This window comes from Streptomyces sp. NBC_01216, assembly GCF_035994945.1.
Taxonomy (GTDB): Bacteria; Actinomycetota; Actinomycetes; order Streptomycetales; family Streptomycetaceae; genus Streptomyces.
This window is the reverse complement of sequence record NZ_CP108677.1, coordinates 3,229,381-3,249,474: the sequence shown is the minus strand read 5'-3', so window position 1 is coordinate 3,249,474 and position 20,094 is coordinate 3,229,381. Positions and strand designations below refer to the sequence as shown.

The window sequence follows — 20,094 nt, the reverse complement described above, 5'->3', positions numbered from 1 at the left end:
GGGCCCAGGGTCCCACAGCGCGTGGGCACGCCGAGGCCACGTGACCACTTACCACTCGTCCGGGGCGACTTCCCGTGTCCGGGCGTAACCTCCCGTCCGTTCGCACCAGACGCCCGCGACCGCGAGCGGCCACGGTCCGCCCGGTCGACCCGGTCCGTCTCATGTCACGCCGCTTCCGGGCACGGGGCCCGACCCGCTAACGCGACCGCAGACCCTCCAGCAGGATGTCCAGCAGCCGGGCCGAGGCCGCGGCCTGCTGCGCCGGGTCCGGCAGTGCCGGTGCCGCCGTGGCGATCACGAGCAGTACGTCCGCGACGGTCACGTCGGTGCGCAGTTCACCCGCCGCCCGCGCCCGGTCGACCAGCTGCCCCACGACCTCCAGGAGCTCCGCCGCGCCCTCGTCCTCAGGCTCGCCCGCCGACGCCGGCCGGGGCGTGTCCCCCCGGGCCTCGGCCCCTTCAGCGAAGCTTCGCTGCTGCGGCACCCGTACGCCGTCCGCCGTCCCCTGCCCGGACTTCGCCGGCGGCACCGTGTCGCCGAGCGTCTCCTCCACCCGCACCCGCAGCACCTGCGGCGGCAGCAGCCGCCCCGCGCCGGAGGCCACCGAGGTCCGCAGGAACCGGGACAGCGCCGACCACGGCTCCTCCTCCTGCCCGAGGGCGGTCCGCGCCTGCTCGGTCAGCCGGGCGGTCTCCTCCTCGGCTATTCGACGCACCAGTACGTCCTTGCTCGGGAAGCGGCGGTAGACCGTACCGACGCCGACCCGGGCGCGACGCGCGACATCCTCCATCGGCGCCCCGTAGCCGAGTTCGCCGAAGACCTCCCGCGCGGCGCGCAGCACGTGCTCCAGGTTCCGCTGGGCGTCCACGCGCAGCGGAGCGGAGCGGCCGACGGTCACCGCCGATCCCCCCGAACGTCCGTCGACCAGACCGTCCGCCGATGTGACGACGGCCTGTCCGTGCGAATCCCTCATATGCACAAGCGTTCCCCCGCTCATGATGTCTCCCCCCGGAGACTCCCCGCCTTGACACGGGATCCCGGAGCGCTCCGTGCTCTGGTCCACGCACCGCGCTCCGATACCCCGACGAGGTACGAACATAGTTGAGTCGAGGTCAATTCAGAAGGGGCAGTTCCGCACGGTGCGCCCCCCGATCGGAGCAAGGACCGAAAGCCTCCCGATTGTGCCCGCTCCCACTCCCTCGGAATGTGGCTCTGAGCTGCGCACTCTTCGATGTGCCACCCCCGCGGCCCGCCCCGCGCCTCCGCCCTCCGCCGGTCACACAATTTGCCGGGCCTGTGGACAAACCCCGGTCGGCGTTGCGTCATGGGACAGTGACCGAACCTGCGCGCATTCTCGTTGTCGGCGGTGGCTACGTCGGGATGTACACCGCGCTGCGCCTGCAGCAGCGGCTCAAGGCCGAGCTGCGCGGCGGCGCGGCCGAGATCGTGGTGGTCACACCCGAGCCGTACATGACGTACCAGCCGTTCCTGCCCGAGGCGGGGGCGGGCTCCATCTCCCCACGTCACGTCGTCGTGCCGCTGCGCCGCGTCCTCGCCCGGTGCCGCATCGTCATCGGCGAGGTCCACTCCGTCGACCACGCCAAGCGCACCGTCAGCCTCTCCACCCTCGCCACCGAGGAGGAGGGCACCGGCAACATCCGGCTCACCTACGACGAACTCGTCATCGCTCCCGGCTCCGTCTCCCGCACCCTCCCGGTCCCCGGTCTCGCCGAACACGCCATCGGCTTCAAGACCGTCGAGGAGGCCATCGGGCTGCGCAACCACGTCATCGAGCAGATGGACATCGCCTCCTCCACCCGTGACCCCGGTCTGCGCGACGCCGCCCTCACCTTCGTCTTCGTCGGCGGCGGATACGCGGGCGTCGAGGCCCTCGCCGAACTGGAGGACATGGCGCGCTACACCGCCCGCTACTACCACAACGTCAAACCCGAGGACCTGCGCTGGATCCTGGTCGAGGCATCGGACCGGATCCTGCCCGAGGTCGGCGAGAAGATGGGCCGGTACGCCATCCGCGAGCTGCGCGGCCGGAACATCGACGTCCGCCTGGAGACCCGGCTCGACTCCTGCGAGGACCGCGTGGCCGTCCTCAGCGACGGCAGCCGCTTCCCCACCCGCACCGTGGTCTGGACGGCCGGCGTCAAGCCGGCGCCCCTCCTCGCCGCCACCGGCCTGCCCCTCGACGACCGCGGCCGGCTGAGGTGCACGGCCGAGCTCACCGTCGAGGGCGCCGAACACGCCTGGGCGGCCGGCGACGCGGCGTCCGTCCCCGACCTCACCGCGGACCGGCCGGGCGCGACGTGCGCCCCCAACGCCCAGCACGCCGTCCGGCAGACCAAGGTGCTCGCCGACAACATCGCCGCCTCCCTGCGCGGACACCCGCTCAAGCAGTACGCCCACAAGTACGCGGGCTCGGTCGCCTCCCTCGGCCTGCACAAGGGCGTGGCGCACGTGTACGGCCGCAGGCTCAAGGGCTACCCGGCCTGGTTGATGCACCGCGCCTACCACCTCAGCCGCATGCCCACCTTCAACCGCAAGGCACGCGTCCTGGCCGAATGGACCTTGTCCGGACTCTTCAAACGCGAGATCGTCTCGCTCGGCTCCCTGGAACACCCGCGAGCCGAGTTCGAGCTCGCCGCCGCACCCCCACCGCCCAAGAACGGCCCGAAGACCGGCTGACACCGATGTCAGTGCGGTCGGTCACACTGGACGTGTGACCATAGGTGGGCTCACACCTGCACAGAGTGACTCCGCACGGCCAACGACAACCCGAGGCATACAGATCCGTGAACTTCACCCGTTGGAGCGCCCGGCTCCCCGGCACGCAGCGTCGCACGGCGGCGCGGGGAACCGAGGGCTCCGTGCCCGCGGCCCGCGGTGAGTACGGGCAGCAGCCGGAGCCCCTCGCCGACGACGTCCCCGTACTGGAGGACTTCACCGCGCGGGAGATCATCGGCCGGCTCCCCGGCCTGGTCGCGCTCGTGTACGGCCCCGAGCACCGCATCGCCTACGTCAACGACGCGTACGCCGCCTCCTTCGGCTCCCGCCCCGCCGGGGCCACGGTCGCCGAAACCTGCCCCGAAGCCCACCAGCTCGGCCTGCTGCCGCTCATGGACCAGGTCCTGCGCAGCGGAAAGCCCCGCACGGTCAAGTCCCGCAAGACGAGGGACGGCGGCTCGTACACCGTCACCTGCCTTCCCGTGGAGTCCCCCCGCCTGCCCGACGGCACGGTCCTCGTGCACGCCGCCGACGTCACCGACCACGCCGAGGCCGCCGAACGTCTCCGGGCCAGCGAGCGCCGTCACCGCGAGACCGCCGTCACCCTCCAGCGCTCCCTGCTTCCCCAGGAGCTGGAGCAGCCCGACGACCTGCGGATCGCCGCCACCTACCAGCCCGGGGTCACCGACGCGGCCGTCGGCGGCGACTGGTACGACGTCATCACCCTCGGAGCAGGCCGCACCGCGCTCGTCATCGGCGACGTGATGGGCCGCGGGGTACGGGCCGCCGCGGTCATGGGACAGCTCCGCACCGCGGTACGCGCCTACGCCCGCCTCGACCTGCCGCCGCACGAGGTGCTCCAGCTCCTCGACGGCCTCGCCGCGGAGATCGACGCGAGCCAGATCGCCACCTGCGTCTACGCCGTCCACGACCCGAACGAGGGGAAGCTCGTCTACGCCTCCGCCGGCCACCTCCCGGTGCTCGTCCGGCACGAGGACGGCACGGTCCATCGTGCCGAGGGCCCCACCGGCCCCCCGCTCGGCACCGGCGGCTGGCTGCACACCTCGGGCACGATCGCCCTGCCCCCGGGCTCCACCGCCGTCCTCTACACCGACGGCCTGGTCGAACGCCGTCGTGAGGACATCGACGAGGGCGTCGCGGCCCTGGAGAGGGCCCTGTCCGGTGCCGTCGGCACCCCGGAGGTCGTCTGCGACCGACTGCTGCGCTCGCTGGGTGTGACCGCGGAACACGACGACGACGTGGCGGTCCTGGTCGTCCAGCACCCCGCCCGCACGGGGCCGGACGCCGAGCTCTTCCACAACGCGGCGCTGGAACTCCTCGGAGGGGTGGAGGCAGCCCCCCGCGCGCGTGCCTTCGCCTCCGGAGTCCTGGCCAGCTGGCGCTTCCCGGTCGAACTGTGCGACCTGGGCGTGCTCGCCACCAGCGAGCTCGTCGCCAACTCCCTGCAGCACGGCACTCCGCCGATGCGCCTGCGCCTGCGCCGCACCGACCGCCGACTGATCATCGAGGTCACGGACGGTGACGACCACCTGCCGCGCCGCCGCAGGGCGGAGACGGAAGACGAGGCGGGCCGCGGGATCTCGATCATCGCGACGATCGCCTCGTCCTGGGGGAGCCGTCGCACACCGGGAGGCGGCAAGGCCGTCTGGTGCGAGTTCGCGCTGCCCGCCCCGTCCTCCTGCTGACCCCTGGTCCGGCGAGGGCGGGCTGACCCCGGCCCGGGAGCCGGGTCGCGGGCGGTGCCGGACGCCCGGACCCGCCCCGCGGGCGGTGCCTACGCGGCGGCGGTCTCCTTCTCCGGACGGTGCCGGGCCACCACCCGCGACGCCGTCACCGCGAGGGCCGGCCGGTCCTGTACCGGGGTGAGCCGCCGGCCCAGCCGCAGCGCCAGGAACGTGATGCCCAGCGAGAACAGCACGAAGGTCACGATGTACGGGCCGTGCAGGGCGGCCCCCATCGGCCCGCCGACGGCCGGACCGACCGCCAGCGCCAGCTGCTTGACCAGCGCGAACGCCGAGTTGTACTGACCGACCATCGACTCCGGCGCCAGATCGGCCACCAGCGGGGCCACGGTCGGCGAGAGCATCGCCTCACCGAGCCCGAAGAGCGCGTACGTCGAGACGAACGCCGCGGTCGCCATCGCCTGGCTGCCGTGCCCGAGCCCGGCGTACCCGGCGATGAGCCAGGCCAGCGCCCAGATCAGGCCCACGGCCGCGATCACCCGGGACCGCCGTCGGCGCTCGACGAACCGCAGCACGACGAACTGGGCGAGGACGATGACGGCCGTGTTGGCGGCCAGCGCCATCCCGAGCGTGGACGGCTCGATCCCGGCCGCCTCGGTGCCGTACGCCGCGAGGCCCGACTCGAACTGCCCGTAGCAGGCGAAGAACAGCACGAACCCCAGGACACACAACTGCACCATGGCCCGGTGCCCGAGCAGCGCCCGGACCCCACCCGTGCGGCCCGCCGCCGGGCGGGCGCCCTGAAGGGCGGGAGAGCCCGGCATACGCACGGTCAGCACGATGCCCGCGAGCACCAGGAACATCGCGGCCTCGATCGAGAAGAGCAGCAGGAAGCTGCCCGGCCGGCTCTCGTCCACGAGCTGGCCGCCGATCAGACCACCGACACCGAGGCCGAGGTTCTGCAGGAAGAACTGCAGGGCGAAGGAACGGGTCCGGCCGGCCGGGTCCGAGCACCAGACGATCATCGTGGCGAGTGCGGGCTGCAGCACGGCCGTGCCCGCGCCGAGCAGCGCCGCCGAGCCGACCACCGCCGCCACGCTGCCCGCGAGTCCCATGCCCACCGCGCCCAGCGAGGCCAGTACCGCGGCGGCCACCAGCACGGGGAGCGGACCGCGGCGGTCGATGGCCCGCCCGCTGAAGGGCAGGACGACGAGCGCGGCCATGGCGAAGACGGCGAGAACGACGCCCGCCGCGGTCGCGCCCAGATCCCGCACCTGGGCGACGTACACATAGAGGTACGGCACGGTGAAGCCGAGTCCGAACGCGCTCAGCGCGCTGCCTGCCTGGATCCGGCGCATCGCCGCGCCCATCGCCTTGGTCACACTCACCCACTTCGATCGAAGGGCTTCAGACATGTAGGACTGAACCCTGAAGACTTCAACACTAAAATTCGATCCTTAACAATACACATGGAAGGACTTCAACGCCAACGGAGCCCGTGGGATACTCCCCGCATGTCCGACACCCCCGAGCAGTCCGGCACGCGGTCCCCGCAGGAGCCGACCCTCGACGAACAGATCGCGGCCTACCAGCGCGAGTTCCGTGAGCTCGACCCCCAGGTCGAGAAGGTGGTCTCCGCGCTCGGCCGGCTGAACCGCCGGATGAACGTGGCGTACGGCCGCCAGGTCGCCGACCTCGGCATCAGCAACGCGGAGTGGGAGGTACTGAAGACCCTCGTCCTCGCCGGCACCCCCTACCGGATGGGGCCGGGAGAACTGGCGAAGCGTCTCGGTCTCACCCCGGCCGCGATGACGCACCGCATCGACCGCATGGCGGGCGAGGGCCTGGTCACCCGGGACCGCGACGAGAACAACCGCGTCCGAGTGATCGTCGAGCTCACCGACGAGGGACGGTCGAAGTGGCTCGAGGCGATGCGCATGGCGACGGACTTCGAGGAGGAACTCCTCCAGGACCTGACGAGCGACGAGCGCGGAGCCCTCGGCGAGATGCTGATCCGCCTCCTCCGCAGGGTCGAGCACACCCAGCCGGACGCGGGCGGCCGACTGAAGGACCTCGACTGAAGGATCTCGACCGAGGACCTCGTCCGGGTGAACCACGGGAACGCGCGCCTGTGACGGCGCCGGACGGTCGTCGCAGGTCGACCGAGGTGGACCTGCCGGCAGTCGCGTGAAAGCACGCCGGAGGCGGGTTGACACACCCTTGACGTATCCGTAGTGTTCTCCGAGTTGTCACGGGACGGAACGGTTCCGTGTCAGCCACTCCCGCCGCAGCAGCGGCACCTCAACTCCGTACGGTCTCCCTCACGGGATGAATTTCGGCATGCCGGAATTCATGTCGAACGACTCGATTATGAGTCGCGGGGGGAAAGCGTTAGAGTTCGAGCGTCGGAACTGCCCAACAGCAGTGATGACAAATCCCTCTGACTGGGAATCAGGCCCGAAAGGATCTGATAGAGTCGGAAACGCCGGAAGGGCCCGGAGCGAAAGCGAACGGGACCGGAAAGCACCGAGGAAATCGGACCGGGAAGGTCTGGTAGAGTCGGAAACGCAAGACCGAAGGGAAAATGCCCGGAGGAAAGCCCGAGAGGGTGAGTACGAAGGAAGCGTCCGTTCCTTGAGAACTCAACAGCGTGCCAAAAATCAACGCCAGATTAGTTGATACCCCGTCCATCTTCGGATGGTCGTGGTTCCTTTGAAAGTCCTGTCGGCCCTTGTGGTGGGCAGGCGACATACACAGCGAGGACGCTGTGAACGACCGGTCCTATTCCGACTGGTCGTTCCGCTCTCGTGATGTGTGCACCCGCGGCCCTTCATCGGGCATTGGTCGGGTAAACATTCACGGAGAGTTTGATCCTGGCTCAGGACGAACGCTGGCGGCGTGCTTAACACATGCAAGTCGAACGATGAAGCCCTTCGGGGTGGATTAGTGGCGAACGGGTGAGTAACACGTGGGCAATCTGCCCTTCACTCTGGGACAAGCCCTGGAAACGGGGTCTAATACCGGATAATACCGGCTTCCGCATGGGGGTTGGTTGAAAGCTCCGGCGGTGAAGGATGAGCCCGCGGCCTATCAGCTTGTTGGTGGGGTAATGGCCTACCAAGGCGACGACGGGTAGCCGGCCTGAGAGGGCGACCGGCCACACTGGGACTGAGACACGGCCCAGACTCCTACGGGAGGCAGCAGTGGGGAATATTGCACAATGGGCGAAAGCCTGATGCAGCGACGCCGCGTGAGGGATGACGGCCTTCGGGTTGTAAACCTCTTTCAGCAGGGAAGAAGCGAAAGTGACGGTACCTGCAGAAGAAGCGCCGGCTAACTACGTGCCAGCAGCCGCGGTAATACGTAGGGCGCAAGCGTTGTCCGGAATTATTGGGCGTAAAGAGCTCGTAGGCGGCTTGTCACGTCGGGTGTGAAAGCCCGGGGCTTAACCCCGGGTCTGCATTCGATACGGGCAGGCTAGAGTGTGGTAGGGGAGATCGGAATTCCTGGTGTAGCGGTGAAATGCGCAGATATCAGGAGGAACACCGGTGGCGAAGGCGGATCTCTGGGCCATTACTGACGCTGAGGAGCGAAAGCGTGGGGAGCGAACAGGATTAGATACCCTGGTAGTCCACGCCGTAAACGTTGGGAACTAGGTGTTGGCGACATTCCACGTCGTCGGTGCCGCAGCTAACGCATTAAGTTCCCCGCCTGGGGAGTACGGCCGCAAGGCTAAAACTCAAAGGAATTGACGGGGGCCCGCACAAGCAGCGGAGCATGTGGCTTAATTCGACGCAACGCGAAGAACCTTACCAAGGCTTGACATATACCGGAAAGCATTAGAGATAGTGCCCCCCTTGTGGTCGGTATACAGGTGGTGCATGGCTGTCGTCAGCTCGTGTCGTGAGATGTTGGGTTAAGTCCCGCAACGAGCGCAACCCTTGTCCTGTGTTGCCAGCATGCCCTTCGGGGTGATGGGGACTCACAGGAGACCGCCGGGGTCAACTCGGAGGAAGGTGGGGACGACGTCAAGTCATCATGCCCCTTATGTCTTGGGCTGCACACGTGCTACAATGGCCGGTACAAAGAGCTGCGATGCCGTGAGGCGGAGCGAATCTCAAAAAGCCGGTCTCAGTTCGGATTGGGGTCTGCAACTCGACCCCATGAAGTCGGAGTTGCTAGTAATCGCAGATCAGCATTGCTGCGGTGAATACGTTCCCGGGCCTTGTACACACCGCCCGTCACGTCACGAAAGTCGGTAACACCCGAAGCCGGTGGCCCAACCCCTTGTGGGAGGGAGCTGTCGAAGGTGGGACTGGCGATTGGGACGAAGTCGTAACAAGGTAGCCGTACCGGAAGGTGCGGCTGGATCACCTCCTTTCTAAGGAGCACTTCTTACCAGGCTTGCCTGGTCAAGGGGCCAGTACACCGGCGAGTGTCCGGTGCTGGTTGCTCAAGGGTGGAACGTTGATTAGTTGGCGTGAGAGTCCTGTGGGACCACTAGTACTGCTTCGGCGTGGAACGTGGATCTTGTTCGGGAGGCTCGCGCTTGGCACGTTGTTGGGTGTCTGAGGGTGCGGCCGTGAGGTCGTTGCCTTCGTGATGCCGGCCCCAGTGAACCTGTTGCTTGTCGACGGGGTGATGGGTGGCTGGTCGTTGCTTGAGAACTACACAGTGGACGCGAGCATCTGTGGCCAAGTTTTTAAGGGCGCACGGTGGATGCCTTGGTACCAGGAACCGATGAAGGACGTGGGAGGCCACGATAGTCCCCGGGGAGCCGTCAACCAGGCTTTGATCCGGGGGTTTCCGAATGGGGAAACCCGGCAGTCGTCATGGGCTGTCACCCATGCCTGAACACATAGGGCATGTGGAGGGAACGAGGGGAAGTGAAACATCTCAGTACCCTCAGGAAGAGAAAACAACCGTGATTCCGGGAGTAGTGGCGAGCGAAACCGGATGAGGCCAAACCGTATGCGTGTGATACCCGGCAGGGGTTGCGCATGCGGGGTTGTGGGATCTCTCTTTCACAGTCTGCCGGCTGTGAGGCGAGTCAGAAACCGTTGATGTAGGCGAAGGACATGCGAAAGGTCCGGCGTAGAGGGTAAGACCCCCGTAGCTGAAACATTGACGGCTCGTTTGAGAGACACCCAAGTAGCACGGGGCCCGAGAAATCCCGTGTGAATCTGGCGGGACCACCCGCTAAGCCTAAATATTCCCTGGTGACCGATAGCGGATAGTACCGTGAGGGAATGGTGAAAAGTACCGCGGGAGCGGAGTGAAATAGTACCTGAAACCGTGTGCCTACAAGCCGTGGGAGCGTCGCATGCAAGCTTGCTTGTATGTCGTGACTGCGTGCCTTTTGAAGAATGAGCCTGCGAGTTTGCGGTGTGTTGCGAGGTTAACCCGTGTGGGGAAGCCGTAGCGAAAGCGAGTCCGAATAGGGCGTTTGAGTAGCACGCTCAAGACCCGAAGCGGAGTGATCTAGCCATGGGCAGGTTGAAGCGGAGGTAAGACTTCGTGGAGGACCGAACCCACCAGGGTTGAAAACCTGGGGGATGACCTGTGGTTAGGGGTGAAAGGCCAATCAAACTCCGTGATAGCTGGTTCTCCCCGAAATGCATTTAGGTGCAGCGTCGTGTGTTTCTTGCCGGAGGTAGAGCACTGGATAGGCGATGGGCCCTACCGGGTTACTGACCTTAGCCAAACTCCGAATGCCGGTAAGTGAGAGCGCGGCAGTGAGACTGTGGGGGATAAGCTCCATGGTCGAGAGGGAAACAGCCCAGAGCATCGACTAAGGCCCCTAAGCGTACGCTAAGTGGGAAAGGATGTGGAGTCGCAGAGACAACCAGGAGGTTGGCTTAGAAGCAGCCACCCTTGAAAGAGTGCGTAATAGCTCACTGGTCAAGTGATTCCGCGCCGACAATGTAGCGGGGCTCAAGCGTACCGCCGAAGTCGTGTCATTGCAGTATGTACCCCCAACGGGGACTGTGATGGGTAGGGGAGCGTCGTGTGCCGGGTGAAGCAGCCGCGGAAGCGAGTTGTGGACGGTTCACGAGTGAGAATGCAGGCATGAGTAGCGATACACACGTGAGAAACGTGTGCGCCGATTGACTAAGGGTTCCTGGGTCAAGCTGATCTGCCCAGGGTAAGTCGGGACCTAAGGCGAGGCCGACAGGCGTAGTCGATGGACAACCGGTTGATATTCCGGTACCCGCTTTGAAACGCCCAGTATCGAGCCCATTGATGCTAAGGCCGTGAAGCCGTCCTGGATCCTTCGGGTGAAGGGAAGTGGTGGAGCCGCTGATCCAAGGTGGTAGTAGGTAAGCGATGGGGTGACGCAGGAAGGTAGTCCAGCCCGGGCGGTGGTTGTCCCGGGGTAAGGGTGTAGGCCGTGTGATAGGTAAATCCGTCGCACGTTAAGGCTGAGACCTGATGCCGAGCCGATTGTGGTGAAGTGGATGATCCTATGCTGTCGAGAAAAGCCTCTAGCGAGTTTCATGGCGGCCCGTACCCTAAACCGACTCAGGTGGTCAGGTAGAGAATACCGAGGCGTTCGGGTGAACTATGGTTAAGGAACTCGGCAAAATGCCCCCGTAACTTCGGGAGAAGGGGGGCCATGTCTGGTGATGAGTCTTGCACTCTGAGCTGGGTGTGGCCGCAGAGACCAGCGAGAAGCGACTGTTTACTAAAAACACAGGTCCGTGCGAAGCCGTAAGGCGATGTATACGGACTGACGCCTGCCCGGTGCTGGAACGTTAAGGGGACCGGTTAGTGATCTTTCGGGGTTGCGAAGCTGAGAACTTAAGCGCCAGTAAACGGCGGTGGTAACTATAACCATCCTAAGGTAGCGAAATTCCTTGTCGGGTAAGTTCCGACCTGCACGAATGGCGTAACGACTTCTCGACTGTCTCAACCATAGGCCCGGTGAAATTGCACTACGAGTAAAGATGCTCGTTTCGCGCAGCAGGACGGAAAGACCCCGGGACCTTTACTACAGTTTGATATTGGTGTTCGGTTCGGCTTGTGTAGGATAGGTGGGAGACTTTGAAGCTGTGACGCCAGTCATGGTGGAGTCGCCGTTGAAATACCACTCTGGTCGTGCTGGATGTCTAACCTCGGTCCGTGATCCGGATCAGGGACAGTGTCTGATGGGTAGTTTAACTGGGGCGGTTGCCTCCCAAAGAGTAACGGAGGCGCCCAAAGGTTCCCTCAGCCTGGTTGGCAATCAGGTGTTGAGTGTAAGTGCACAAGGGAGCTTGACTGTGAGACCGACGGGTCGAGCAGGGACGAAAGTCGGGACTAGTGATCCGGCGGTGGCTTGTGGAAGCGCCGTCGCTCAACGGATAAAAGGTACCCCGGGGATAACAGGCTGATCTTCCCCAAGAGTCCATATCGACGGGATGGTTTGGCACCTCGATGTCGGCTCGTCGCATCCTGGGGCTGGAGTCGGTCCCAAGGGTTGGGCTGTTCGCCCATTAAAGCGGTACGCGAGCTGGGTTTAGAACGTCGTGAGACAGTTCGGTCCCTATCCGCTGTGCGCGTAGGAATATTGAGAAGGGCTGTCCCTAGTACGAGAGGACCGGGACGGACGAACCTCTGGTGTGCCAGTTGTCCTGCCAAGGGCATGGCTGGTTGGCTACGTTCGGGAGGGATAACCGCTGAAAGCATCTAAGCGGGAAGCCTGCTTCGAGATGAGTATTCCCACCTCCTTGAGAGGGTAAGGCTCCCAGTAGACGACTGGGTTGATAGGCCGGATGTGGAAGCCCAGTAATGGGTGGAGCTGACCGGTACTAATAGGCCGAGGGCTTGTCCTCAGTTGCTCGCGTCCACTGTGTTAGTTCTGAAGTAACGAACTCGCCTTTTTGCTGGCTGGAGTTTGTTTTCTTCATAGTGTTTCGGTGGTCATAGCGTTAGGGAAACGCCCGGTTACATTCCGAACCCGGAAGCTAAGCCTTTCAGCGCCGATGGTACTGCAGGGGGGACCCTGTGGGAGAGTAGGACGCCGCCGAACAATTTTTAGCCTCAGTCCCCGGACCTCGTGTCCCGGGGACTGAGGCATTTTCGCGTTCAGGGCCCGTTACGACACAACCGCGGCCGGCTGCGGGCCTGCCTCTATTCGCTTGTCAGCGTCCCTCGGGCCTCGCGAGGATGAACCCATGAGCTTCCTGATTCGGACCATCCGTGCCGACGAGTGGGAGAAGGCCCGTGAGATCCGGCTGGCCGCGCTGCGGGACCCGGTGGCACCGATCGCCTTCCTCGACACCTACGAGGCCGCGGCCGGCCGGCCCGAGGCCCACTGGCGCGAGCGGACGGAGGACGCGTCCGAAAACGGCGCCCACGTCCGCCAGTTCGTCGGCGAGACGCCCGACTGCGGCTGGGCGGGCACGATCACGGTACTGGTCGAACGCCCCGCCGACGACGTGCGTTTCGGTGAGGCGGCCAAGGCGGCGCAGACCCACATCGTGGGCGTCTACGTGCGGCCCGCGGCGCGCGGGAGCGGGCTGATCGAAGAACTCTTCCGGGCGGGGGTCGAGTGGTCCTGGTCGCTGCCGGATCCGGTGATCGAGCGGGTGCGGCTCTACGTACACCAGGAGAACGCACGGGCGGCGGCCTTCTACCGGCGGTTCGGATTCACGGCCACCGGAGCACGGGTCGCGGTGCCGGGCGACGACACAGCACAGGAGCTGGAGTACGAACTGCGCCGCCCCTGAGGCGTGTTGAGAGAGTCCCTCCCGGCCCGTGACGCCTGGCACGCTCGCCGCGTTGCCGGTGTCATCCGAGTACGCCCGGTACGAGGATGATCCTCCGCCTTGCGACCGCACGCACCAGACGCCGCGGGCCCCGCCCTCCGGGCGGACAGAGCCACTTCCGCAACACGCCCTGGTGCCGTGAGGGTCTCAGGGGGCGAGCGTCTCCTCAGGCCAGCGCGCTCGGGCCTGTTCCCGGGAGCGCAGCAGGACCAGGGCCGGCAGGCCCTCCGCGTGGCCGTGCGCCAACAGCTCCGGGAGCCCGGGGAGAGGAGCGACCGCGGCCACGTCGTCGAGGACGACGGACAGTGGTGGGTCGAGCCGACCGTCGGATGACCGTGCGGCCACGCGGCGGCCGTGCTCGACCACGCTTGCGGTGAGAGCGGTCAACAGGGGCATCGCTCCCGGGCGGGTGCGCGGGTCCTCGATCGGTTCGCCCACCACATAGAGCGTGCCCCCTTCGGCGAGGAAAGATTCCAGTGCCAGTGAATCTGTTCGACTCGGGGTGCAGGCGTCCCGGATGTGGACCGAGGAGAGCGAGGACAGTGCTCGCGCCGTCAGCCGCTGGGCCATCTCCCGGCGTTCCGGGTGCGCGGTGAGCGCGGACTCCAGGAGCCCGGCGTGCCCTGATGTGGCCCCGGCATGGGTGCGGAGAATGCGCACGGGCTCGTGGGCGCCCGCTCCCTGGGCCCAGCGGTGCACCTGCTTGAACGGGCGGGCGTCGACGGCGGCGGCGTGCAGCCAGCAGCGCAGGAGCGTTTCCGCGGTGTCGGCGACCGCCAGGTCCAGGCGGGACGGCGGACGGACCGGCGCGAGCAGCGCGACCGCCCGTTCTTTCGCGACGGCCGGGTCCGCGCAGCGGTCGGTGGGGGACCAGCGGATCCGCGCCGGGGTGTCGCAGAGGTGTCCGGGGTCGTAGAGGAGTACCGGCCCGAGCTTGCCGCGGGCGTCCTTGGTGTCGGCCCACACCGTGGGGTCCGAGCTGACCACGAGCGCCGGGCCCTCCGCGTCCCGGACGGCCTGGAGGGCGGCCGGGCGGCGGGTGGCGGGAGCCCCGTAGAGAAGCGAGGCGGTGCGGGGTGAGGGGAGCGGCGCGGGGACCGGGCCGGGGGCGCCGGGTGCCGGGACCGGTGTCGTCGCGGAGGTCGGCCACGACGTCGGCCCGGGAGGCGTGGGGACGACCGCCTCGACGGGGCGGGAGCCGGCGCCGGGGCGACGATCCTCGACCGGGAGGGTGGCCGGGGCGGCGGGTGCTGCCATGTCGGAGGGGTCGGGCTCGCCCCCCGACGCCAGGATGCGGGGCTCCCCCGCGGCCCCGGTGCGCGCCGGAGAGCCGGGGGGCCGGTGCCGGGTGTCGCCCCGTGCCGCCCTTCCGGCGCCGTACGCCTCCCTTCGGCGTTCCCGCACCGTTCGCCACCGGGCCAGCGTCCCGACGGCGAACACCGTGAGGACGGCCAGCACCATCAGCTCGCCGATGAGGACGCCCCAGAACAGGCCGTAGCCCGACAGCGCGCCGGGCACGGTCTTCGGCCACGCGCTCGCCAGGTCCTGCGGGTTCCCGGCCAGGGAGCGGACGGCCTGGGGGGTGCGGGTGAAGGAGACGCCGTTAGGCCAGGCGCCCCGGGAGAACAGCGCGGACAGGCCGGTCGCCGTCCACACCAGCAGCGTCAGGCTGAGCAGGAACCCCAGGAGCCCGACCAGCAGCCCGTCGGGCACTCCGCCTGCCCGCTGTTCCCTGGCCATGTCACGCCACCGTGGACTCGGAGGGGTCGTCGACCTGTCGTTCCATCAGCGAGGCGCGTTGTTCCGCCTCCCATTCCGCGGCCCGCAGGTCCTCCGGGAGGTCGCGTGGCGGCGCGGACTCGGTCATGGCGCGGTCGGTGTAGACGAGTGGCCGTTCCCGCTCCGTGATGAGGTGCTTGACCACCTGTACGTTGCCGTTGACGTCCCAGACGGCGATGCCCGGCGTGAGCGTCGGGATGATCTCGACGGCCCAGCGCGGCAGACCGAGGACCCGCCCCGTGGCCCGTGCCTCGTCGGCCTTCTGGGCGTAGATGGTCCGTGTCGAGGCCATCTTGAGGATCGCCGCCGCCTCCCGGGCCGCCGCGCCGTCGACGACGTCGGAGAGGTGGTGGACCACCGCCACGAAGGACAAGCCGAGGCGTCGCCCGAACTTGAGCAGTCGCTGGAACAACTGCGCCACGAAGGGGCTGTTGATGATGTGCCACGCCTCCTCGACCAGGAAGATGCGCTTCTTCCGGTCGGGACGGATCCAGGTGTGCTCCAGCCAGACGCCGACGATCGCCATCAGGATCGGCATGGCGATCGAGTTGCGGTCGATGTGGGACAGGTCGAACACGATCAGCGGCGCGTCGAGGTCGATGCCGACGGTCGTCGGGCCGTCGAACATGCCCCGCAGGTCGCCGTCGACGAGCCGGTCGAGGACGAGCGCGACGTCCAGACCCCAGGCCCGGACATCGTCTATGTCGACGTTCATCGCCAGCGCCGACTCCGCCTCCGGGTGCCGCAGCTGCTCCACGATGTCCGTCAGGATCGGCTGGCGGTCGGTGATGTGGTCGGTGACGAAGGCGTGCGCGACCTTGAGCGCGAAGCCCGAGCGCTCGTCCAGGCCGTGCCCCATCGCGACCTCGATGATCGTACGGAGCAGGGCGAGCTGCCCCGTCGTGGTGATCGACGGGTCGAGCGGGTTGAGCCGGATGCCGGCGTCGTTGGCGACCATCGGGTCGAGGCGGATGGGAGTTATTCCCAGCTCCTGCGCGATGAGGTTCCATTCGCCGACGCCGTCCTCGCCCTGGGCGTCGAGGACGACGACCTGCCGGTCGCGGAAGCGCAGCTGGCGCAGGACGTACGTCTTCTCCAGGGCCGACTTGCCGTTCCCGGACTCGCCGAGGACCAGCCAGTGGGGAGCCGGGAGCTGCTGCCCGTACAGCTGGAAGGGGTCGTAGATGTAGCCCTTGCCGCTGTAGACCTCGCGTCCGATGATGACGCCGGAGTCGCCGAGGCCCGGTGCCGCGGTCGGCAGGTAGACGGCCTGCGCCTGCCCGGTCGAGGTACGCACGGGCAGTCGCGTGGTCTCCACCTTCCCGAAGAGGAAGGAGGTGAACGCTTCGGTGAGGGCGGTCAACGGATCTCGCATGTGCACGGGCCCCTTAGCGGCTAGCGGCGGATGCCGGTCGCGAACGGCAACGTGTTCACAAACGCCCGGTGGTGCTCGCGGTCGCACCACTCCAGCTTCAGATACGACTTGCCGGCGGAGGCCCTGATCGTGCGCTTGTCCCTGGCCAGGGCCTCGGGCGAGCGCGCCGACACAGTGATGTACCCGACCAGGTTGACGCCCGCCGCACCACTGGCGAGATCTTCACCCCGCTGGTCGAGCCGGCCGTGGGCGGCGATGTCGCGCGGGTCGACGGTGCGGTTCATCTTGGCCTGCCGCGAGGCCTCGGCCTCGTCGTTGGTCTTCTCGGTGAGCATCCGCTCGATGGCGACCTCGGTGGGCTCCAGGTCCATGGTCACCGCGACCGTGCGGATCACGTCCGGGGTGTGGACGAGGAGCGGCGCGAGGAAGTTCACGCCGACCGGGGTCATCGGCCACTCCTTCACCCACGCGGTGGCGTGGCACCAGGGTGCGCGGGTGGAGGACTCGCGGGTCTTGGCCTGCAGGTAGGTGGGCTCCATCGCGTCGAGCTCGGCCGGCCAGGCGTTGCGCTTGGTCATCGCCTGGATGTGGTCGACGGGATGGTCCGGGTCGTACATGGAGTGCAGGAGGGAGGCCAGCCGGGACTGCCCGAGGGGCTGCCGGACGCGGATGTCCGCTTCCGCGAGCCGGGCGCAGATGTCGGTGAGCTCACGGGCCATGACGACGGCGAGCCCGGAGTCGCGGTCGAGCCGGCGGGTGCCGGAGGCGTGCCGGGCGGCGCGGGCCATCGCGTTGGCCTCGGCGGCCAGCTCGCGGGTGAAGTGCATGCAGGCGACGAGGTAGGCGCGGTGCTGCTCGCTGGAGGTGGACACCATGGACTGGAGCTGGTCGTACGACTCCTGCAGCCAGACCGGGGCGTTCGGGTCGCCCCGCTGGCCGACGTCCTTGGCGTGGGCGTCGGGGTCGGCGGGCAGGGTGCGGGCGAGCATCTGGAGGCGGGTGACGAAGCCGTCCCCGTTGGCGACGTGCTTCAGCAGAGTGCCGAAACGGTCCACCAGCGCTTCCTGGTCCTCGCTGTCGCGCAGTCCGACTCCCGGGCCCTCGATCTCGATGGCGGCGGTGACGGTCCGGCGGTCGGCGTGCAGCAGGACGGCGATCTCGTCGGGTCCGAAGGGCGCGGCGAGCCAGTTGATCCGGCCGATGCCGGGCGGCGGGCCGACCTCGACCTCGCGTCCGTCGAGCCGGGTGCCCGCCTCGGCCGCGGCGGACCGGTAGGCCGTGCCGCGCTTCAGGGAGCGCTTGTAACTGCGGTTGATCTCGAACCACTTGTAGAAGGTGCGGTGCTTGTACGGCACGTACACGGCGGCGAGCGCCAGCATCGGGAAGCCGGTGAGCAGCACGATCCGCAGGGTGAGGGCGGGGACGAGGAGTCCGCTCATCATGCCGAGGAACGCGCCGGCGATGATCAGGGCGATCTCGCCGGTCTCGCGGTTCTTGCCGACGATCGCGTTCGGCCGGGCACGGCCGATGAGATACGTGCGGCGGGGCGTGACCGGCTGGGACTGGGTCGTCAACGCCCTCCACCTCCAGAGTTCTTGCGGTTGCTGTGCGGTGTGCCCGCGGTGGGGCTGGTGCTGCTGCGCGGCGGGGGTGCGGCGGAGGGGACAGATCCGCCGCCGCCCCCGCGGCTGCTGTGGGCGGCCACGCCGCCGGCCAGGGGGTTGGCGGGACGGGCGGCCCCGGCGTTCCCGGAGCCGCCGCCCTGGCCGCCGTCGCCACGGGTGCTGTGGGTCTTGATGCCCTGTGAGACGAGGGAGGCGGGGGAGGAGATGACGGCGGCCGCCGCGTTCTCGCCGGCGCGGTGGAGCCGGTTGTTGCGCGAGGCGACGATCTCGTCGCCGAAGCCGGGTACGAAGCGGTAGATCATCGCGGAGGCGAAGATGGCGAGCAGGATGATCGCGAGGCCGGACACGACGGCGGAGAACGAGTCGGGTCCGGTCCCGGAGGACAGCGCGCCCGCGAGCCCGAGCACGATCACGATCACCGGCTTCACCAGGATGACGGCGATCATGATTCCGGCCCAGCGGCGGACGTGCCCCCACATGTTCTTGTCGACGAGCCCGGAGTACACCACGACACCGAGCAGAGCGCCGACGTAGAGCAGTACGGCGCGCAGGAACAGCTCCAGATAGAGCACACCGGCGGCCAGCACGGTCACCAGCGACACGATGATCAGCATGATCGGCCCGCCGCCGATGCTGTCGCCTTTCTGGAGGGCCTGCTTGAAGCTCCCGAAGAAGACGTCGGTCTGCTGGCCGGTACCGGAGGCGATGACCTCGGTGACGGCGTCCGTGGCGTTCACGACGGTGTAGAGGATGAGCGGCGTGAACGCCGACGCGAGGACGGTCAGCCAGAGGAAGCCGATGGCCTCGGACAGCGCGGTGGTCAGGGGCACGCCGCGGACGGCCCGTTTGGCGACGGCGAGCAGCCAGAGGAGGAGGGTGAGGACGGTGGCGGCGGCGAAGACGATGGCGTACCGGGCGAGGAACGCGGTGTTGGTGAAGTCGACGTCGGCGGTCTCCTTCACGGCCGTGGAGAGCGCGTCGACGATCGACACGGCAGCGTCGGCGCAGCCGCGGGCGAGGGAGGCGAGGGGGTCGAGGGCGGTGGTCGGGTCGTCGAGGCGAGGGGAGCGGGCGCCGCCGGACTGGCCGTTCTCGCAGTAGTCACGGGCGGGGCCGACGATCAGGTCGCACTGCTCCTTGGCGGACTGCGAGGGCGAGGGGGTGGGCTCCGCGTAGGCGCGGGAAGCCAGCAGGACGGCGGCTGTCTGTACTCCGGTCAGAGTCGCGGCCAGGCGCATCGTGAGAGGGGACTTAGCGGGCATAGGTGAAGCCTCCGTACTCCTCGACGGCCTTGGCGATCGCATCGGCGTCGGAGGCGGTGCGATCGGTGTTCACCGGTGCCGGACCTTCCTTCTGAGAGAAACTCTCGATCTTCCAGTCGTTGTCGGCCCAACGAAGCGCGAGTGTCATCGTGAACCAGTCGTTCGTCACGGGGTTGGTGGAACCGACACCGGCCGTTCCGAAAACACCCGTGCACCAGACGTCGACTGTTGCGGCGCTGTCCGAGAACTGGCCGACCTTCGTGCCGACGGGAGCCGTCCGCGACACGTAGACGAGGCCGGGCGCGGCGTTTCCGTGCTCATCGAGTCCCAGCTTTTCGAGGAAGGCGCGGCTGTACGCCCTGTCGAAGCTGGTCTCAAGCGTGCTGATCTTGTCCTGGACGAACAGTCGGCGGACGATCTCCCCTCGCCGGTCAGGCTTCAGGATCTCGGCTGACACAAGAACCACCGCGTAGTTCGCCGCGGCGCTCTGGGCCCCCTGGGCGTCGTGGGCGAAGCCCGTCGGGATCTGGCCGTTCTTGCCCGTCACCGGGCGTACGCCCGTCGCGGCTGTCGGCGCGCCGTCGGCCTGGCTTCCCCTGCCCGGGGAGGCGGTGGGCGCGTCGGAGCCGTCGCCGTTGCCGCGGTTGGCGAAGGCGATCGCGGCGATCAGCAGGACCACCACGCCCACCACCGTGATGAGGGACCGTGAGCCGCGTGTCGCGGGGCGGCGGGAGTCGCCGTACACGTCGCCGCTGTTGCCCTCGGGTAGGCGGGTGCGGGTCTGGCCCGATCCGCCGCCGAAGCCGTCGTTGTCCTCGCCGAGACTCATGACGGGTACGCCCCCTCAACCGTTCGCGGGTACGA

11 protein-coding genes and 3 rRNA genes are annotated in these 20,094 nt (G+C 67.6%); 7 read left to right on the top strand and 7 right to left on the bottom strand.

The features are described from left to right. Positions 1 to 196 precede the first annotated feature (196 nt). The gene (locus OG393_RS14155; protein ID WP_442817414.1) at positions 197 to 979 is read right to left on the bottom strand and encodes a TetR/AcrR family transcriptional regulator; all 783 of its coding nucleotides are present in this window, start codon (positions 977 to 979) and stop codon (positions 197 to 199) included. Positions 980 to 1,332: 353 nt separating this feature from the next. On the opposite strand from OG393_RS14155, the gene OG393_RS14150 reads away from it, so the two are divergent. Together OG393_RS14150 and OG393_RS14145 are read left to right on the top strand one after the other, a co-directional pair. Beyond that, positions 1,333 to 2,697, top strand: coding sequence for an NAD(P)/FAD-dependent oxidoreductase (locus tag OG393_RS14150; RefSeq protein WP_327375020.1), 1,365 nt, complete (start codon positions 1,333 to 1,335; stop codon positions 2,695 to 2,697). Positions 2,698 to 2,804: 107 nt separating this feature from the next. Then, entirely contained in the window at positions 2,805 to 4,442 is a 1,638-nt protein-coding gene (locus OG393_RS14145; protein ID WP_327375019.1) for an ATP-binding SpoIIE family protein phosphatase, read from the top strand. A gap of 89 nt (positions 4,443 to 4,531) precedes the next feature. On the opposite strand, the gene OG393_RS14140 is transcribed toward OG393_RS14145, so the two are convergent. Then, positions 4,532 to 5,809 (bottom strand): MFS transporter, encoded by a 1,278-nt coding sequence (locus OG393_RS14140; RefSeq protein WP_327378423.1) that lies wholly within the window; start codon positions 5,807 to 5,809, stop codon positions 4,532 to 4,534. 144 nt (positions 5,810 to 5,953) lie between these two features. Here OG393_RS14140 and OG393_RS14135 point away from each other — a divergent pair, with 144 nt between their 5' ends. From OG393_RS14135 to OG393_RS14115, 5 genes are all read left to right on the top strand, one after another. After that, positions 5,954 to 6,520, top strand: coding sequence for a MarR family winged helix-turn-helix transcriptional regulator (locus tag OG393_RS14135; RefSeq protein ID WP_327375018.1), 567 nt, complete (start codon positions 5,954 to 5,956; stop codon positions 6,518 to 6,520). Positions 6,521 to 7,294: 774 nt separating this feature from the next. Continuing rightward, positions 7,295 to 8,820, top strand: a 16S ribosomal RNA gene (locus OG393_RS14130). Positions 8,821 to 9,131: 311 nt separating this feature from the next. After that, positions 9,132 to 12,253, top strand: a 23S ribosomal RNA gene (locus tag OG393_RS14125). Positions 12,254 to 12,333: 80 nt separating this feature from the next. Further along, positions 12,334 to 12,450: ribosomal RNA gene (gene rrf / locus OG393_RS14120) — 5S ribosomal RNA — on the top strand. The 16S, 23S and 5S rRNA genes sit together here, the layout of an rRNA operon. 145 nt (positions 12,451 to 12,595) lie before the next feature. Then, positions 12,596 to 13,150, top strand: coding sequence for a GNAT family N-acetyltransferase (locus tag OG393_RS14115; protein WP_327375017.1), 555 nt, complete (start codon positions 12,596 to 12,598; stop codon positions 13,148 to 13,150). A 186-nt stretch (positions 13,151 to 13,336) separates the two neighbouring features. Here the strand turns inward: OG393_RS14115 and OG393_RS14110 are convergent, their stop codons facing one another. From OG393_RS14110 to OG393_RS14090, 5 genes are read right to left on the bottom strand one after another with little or no spacing between them, the layout of a single operon-like run. Continuing rightward, on the bottom strand, positions 13,337 to 14,929 hold the full coding sequence (locus OG393_RS14110) for a type IV secretory system conjugative DNA transfer family protein (protein WP_327375016.1): 1,593 nt from the start codon (positions 14,927 to 14,929) through the stop codon (positions 13,337 to 13,339). Position 14,930: 1 nt separating this feature from the next. Next, on the bottom strand, positions 14,931 to 16,343 hold the full coding sequence (locus OG393_RS14105) for an ATP-binding protein (RefSeq protein ID WP_327375015.1): 1,413 nt from the start codon (positions 16,341 to 16,343) through the stop codon (positions 14,931 to 14,933). A gap of 20 nt (positions 16,344 to 16,363) precedes the next feature. Next, positions 16,364 to 17,917 (bottom strand): SCO6880 family protein, encoded by a 1,554-nt coding sequence (locus tag OG393_RS14100; RefSeq protein ID WP_327375014.1) that lies wholly within the window; start codon positions 17,915 to 17,917, stop codon positions 16,364 to 16,366. Then, on the bottom strand, positions 17,914 to 19,230 hold the full coding sequence (locus OG393_RS14095) for a hypothetical protein (protein WP_327375013.1): 1,317 nt from the start codon (positions 19,228 to 19,230) through the stop codon (positions 17,914 to 17,916). Before OG393_RS14095 ends, OG393_RS14100 begins: the two co-directional genes overlap by 4 nt. Continuing rightward, positions 19,220 to 20,059 carry a hypothetical protein gene (locus OG393_RS14090; protein WP_327375012.1) on the bottom strand — a complete coding sequence of 280 codons (840 nt, stop codon included), beginning with the start codon at positions 20,057 to 20,059 and terminating at the stop codon, positions 19,220 to 19,222. The genes OG393_RS14095 and OG393_RS14090 overlap by 11 nt, the downstream gene beginning before the upstream one ends. Between the last annotated feature and the right edge of the window lie 35 nt (positions 20,060 to 20,094).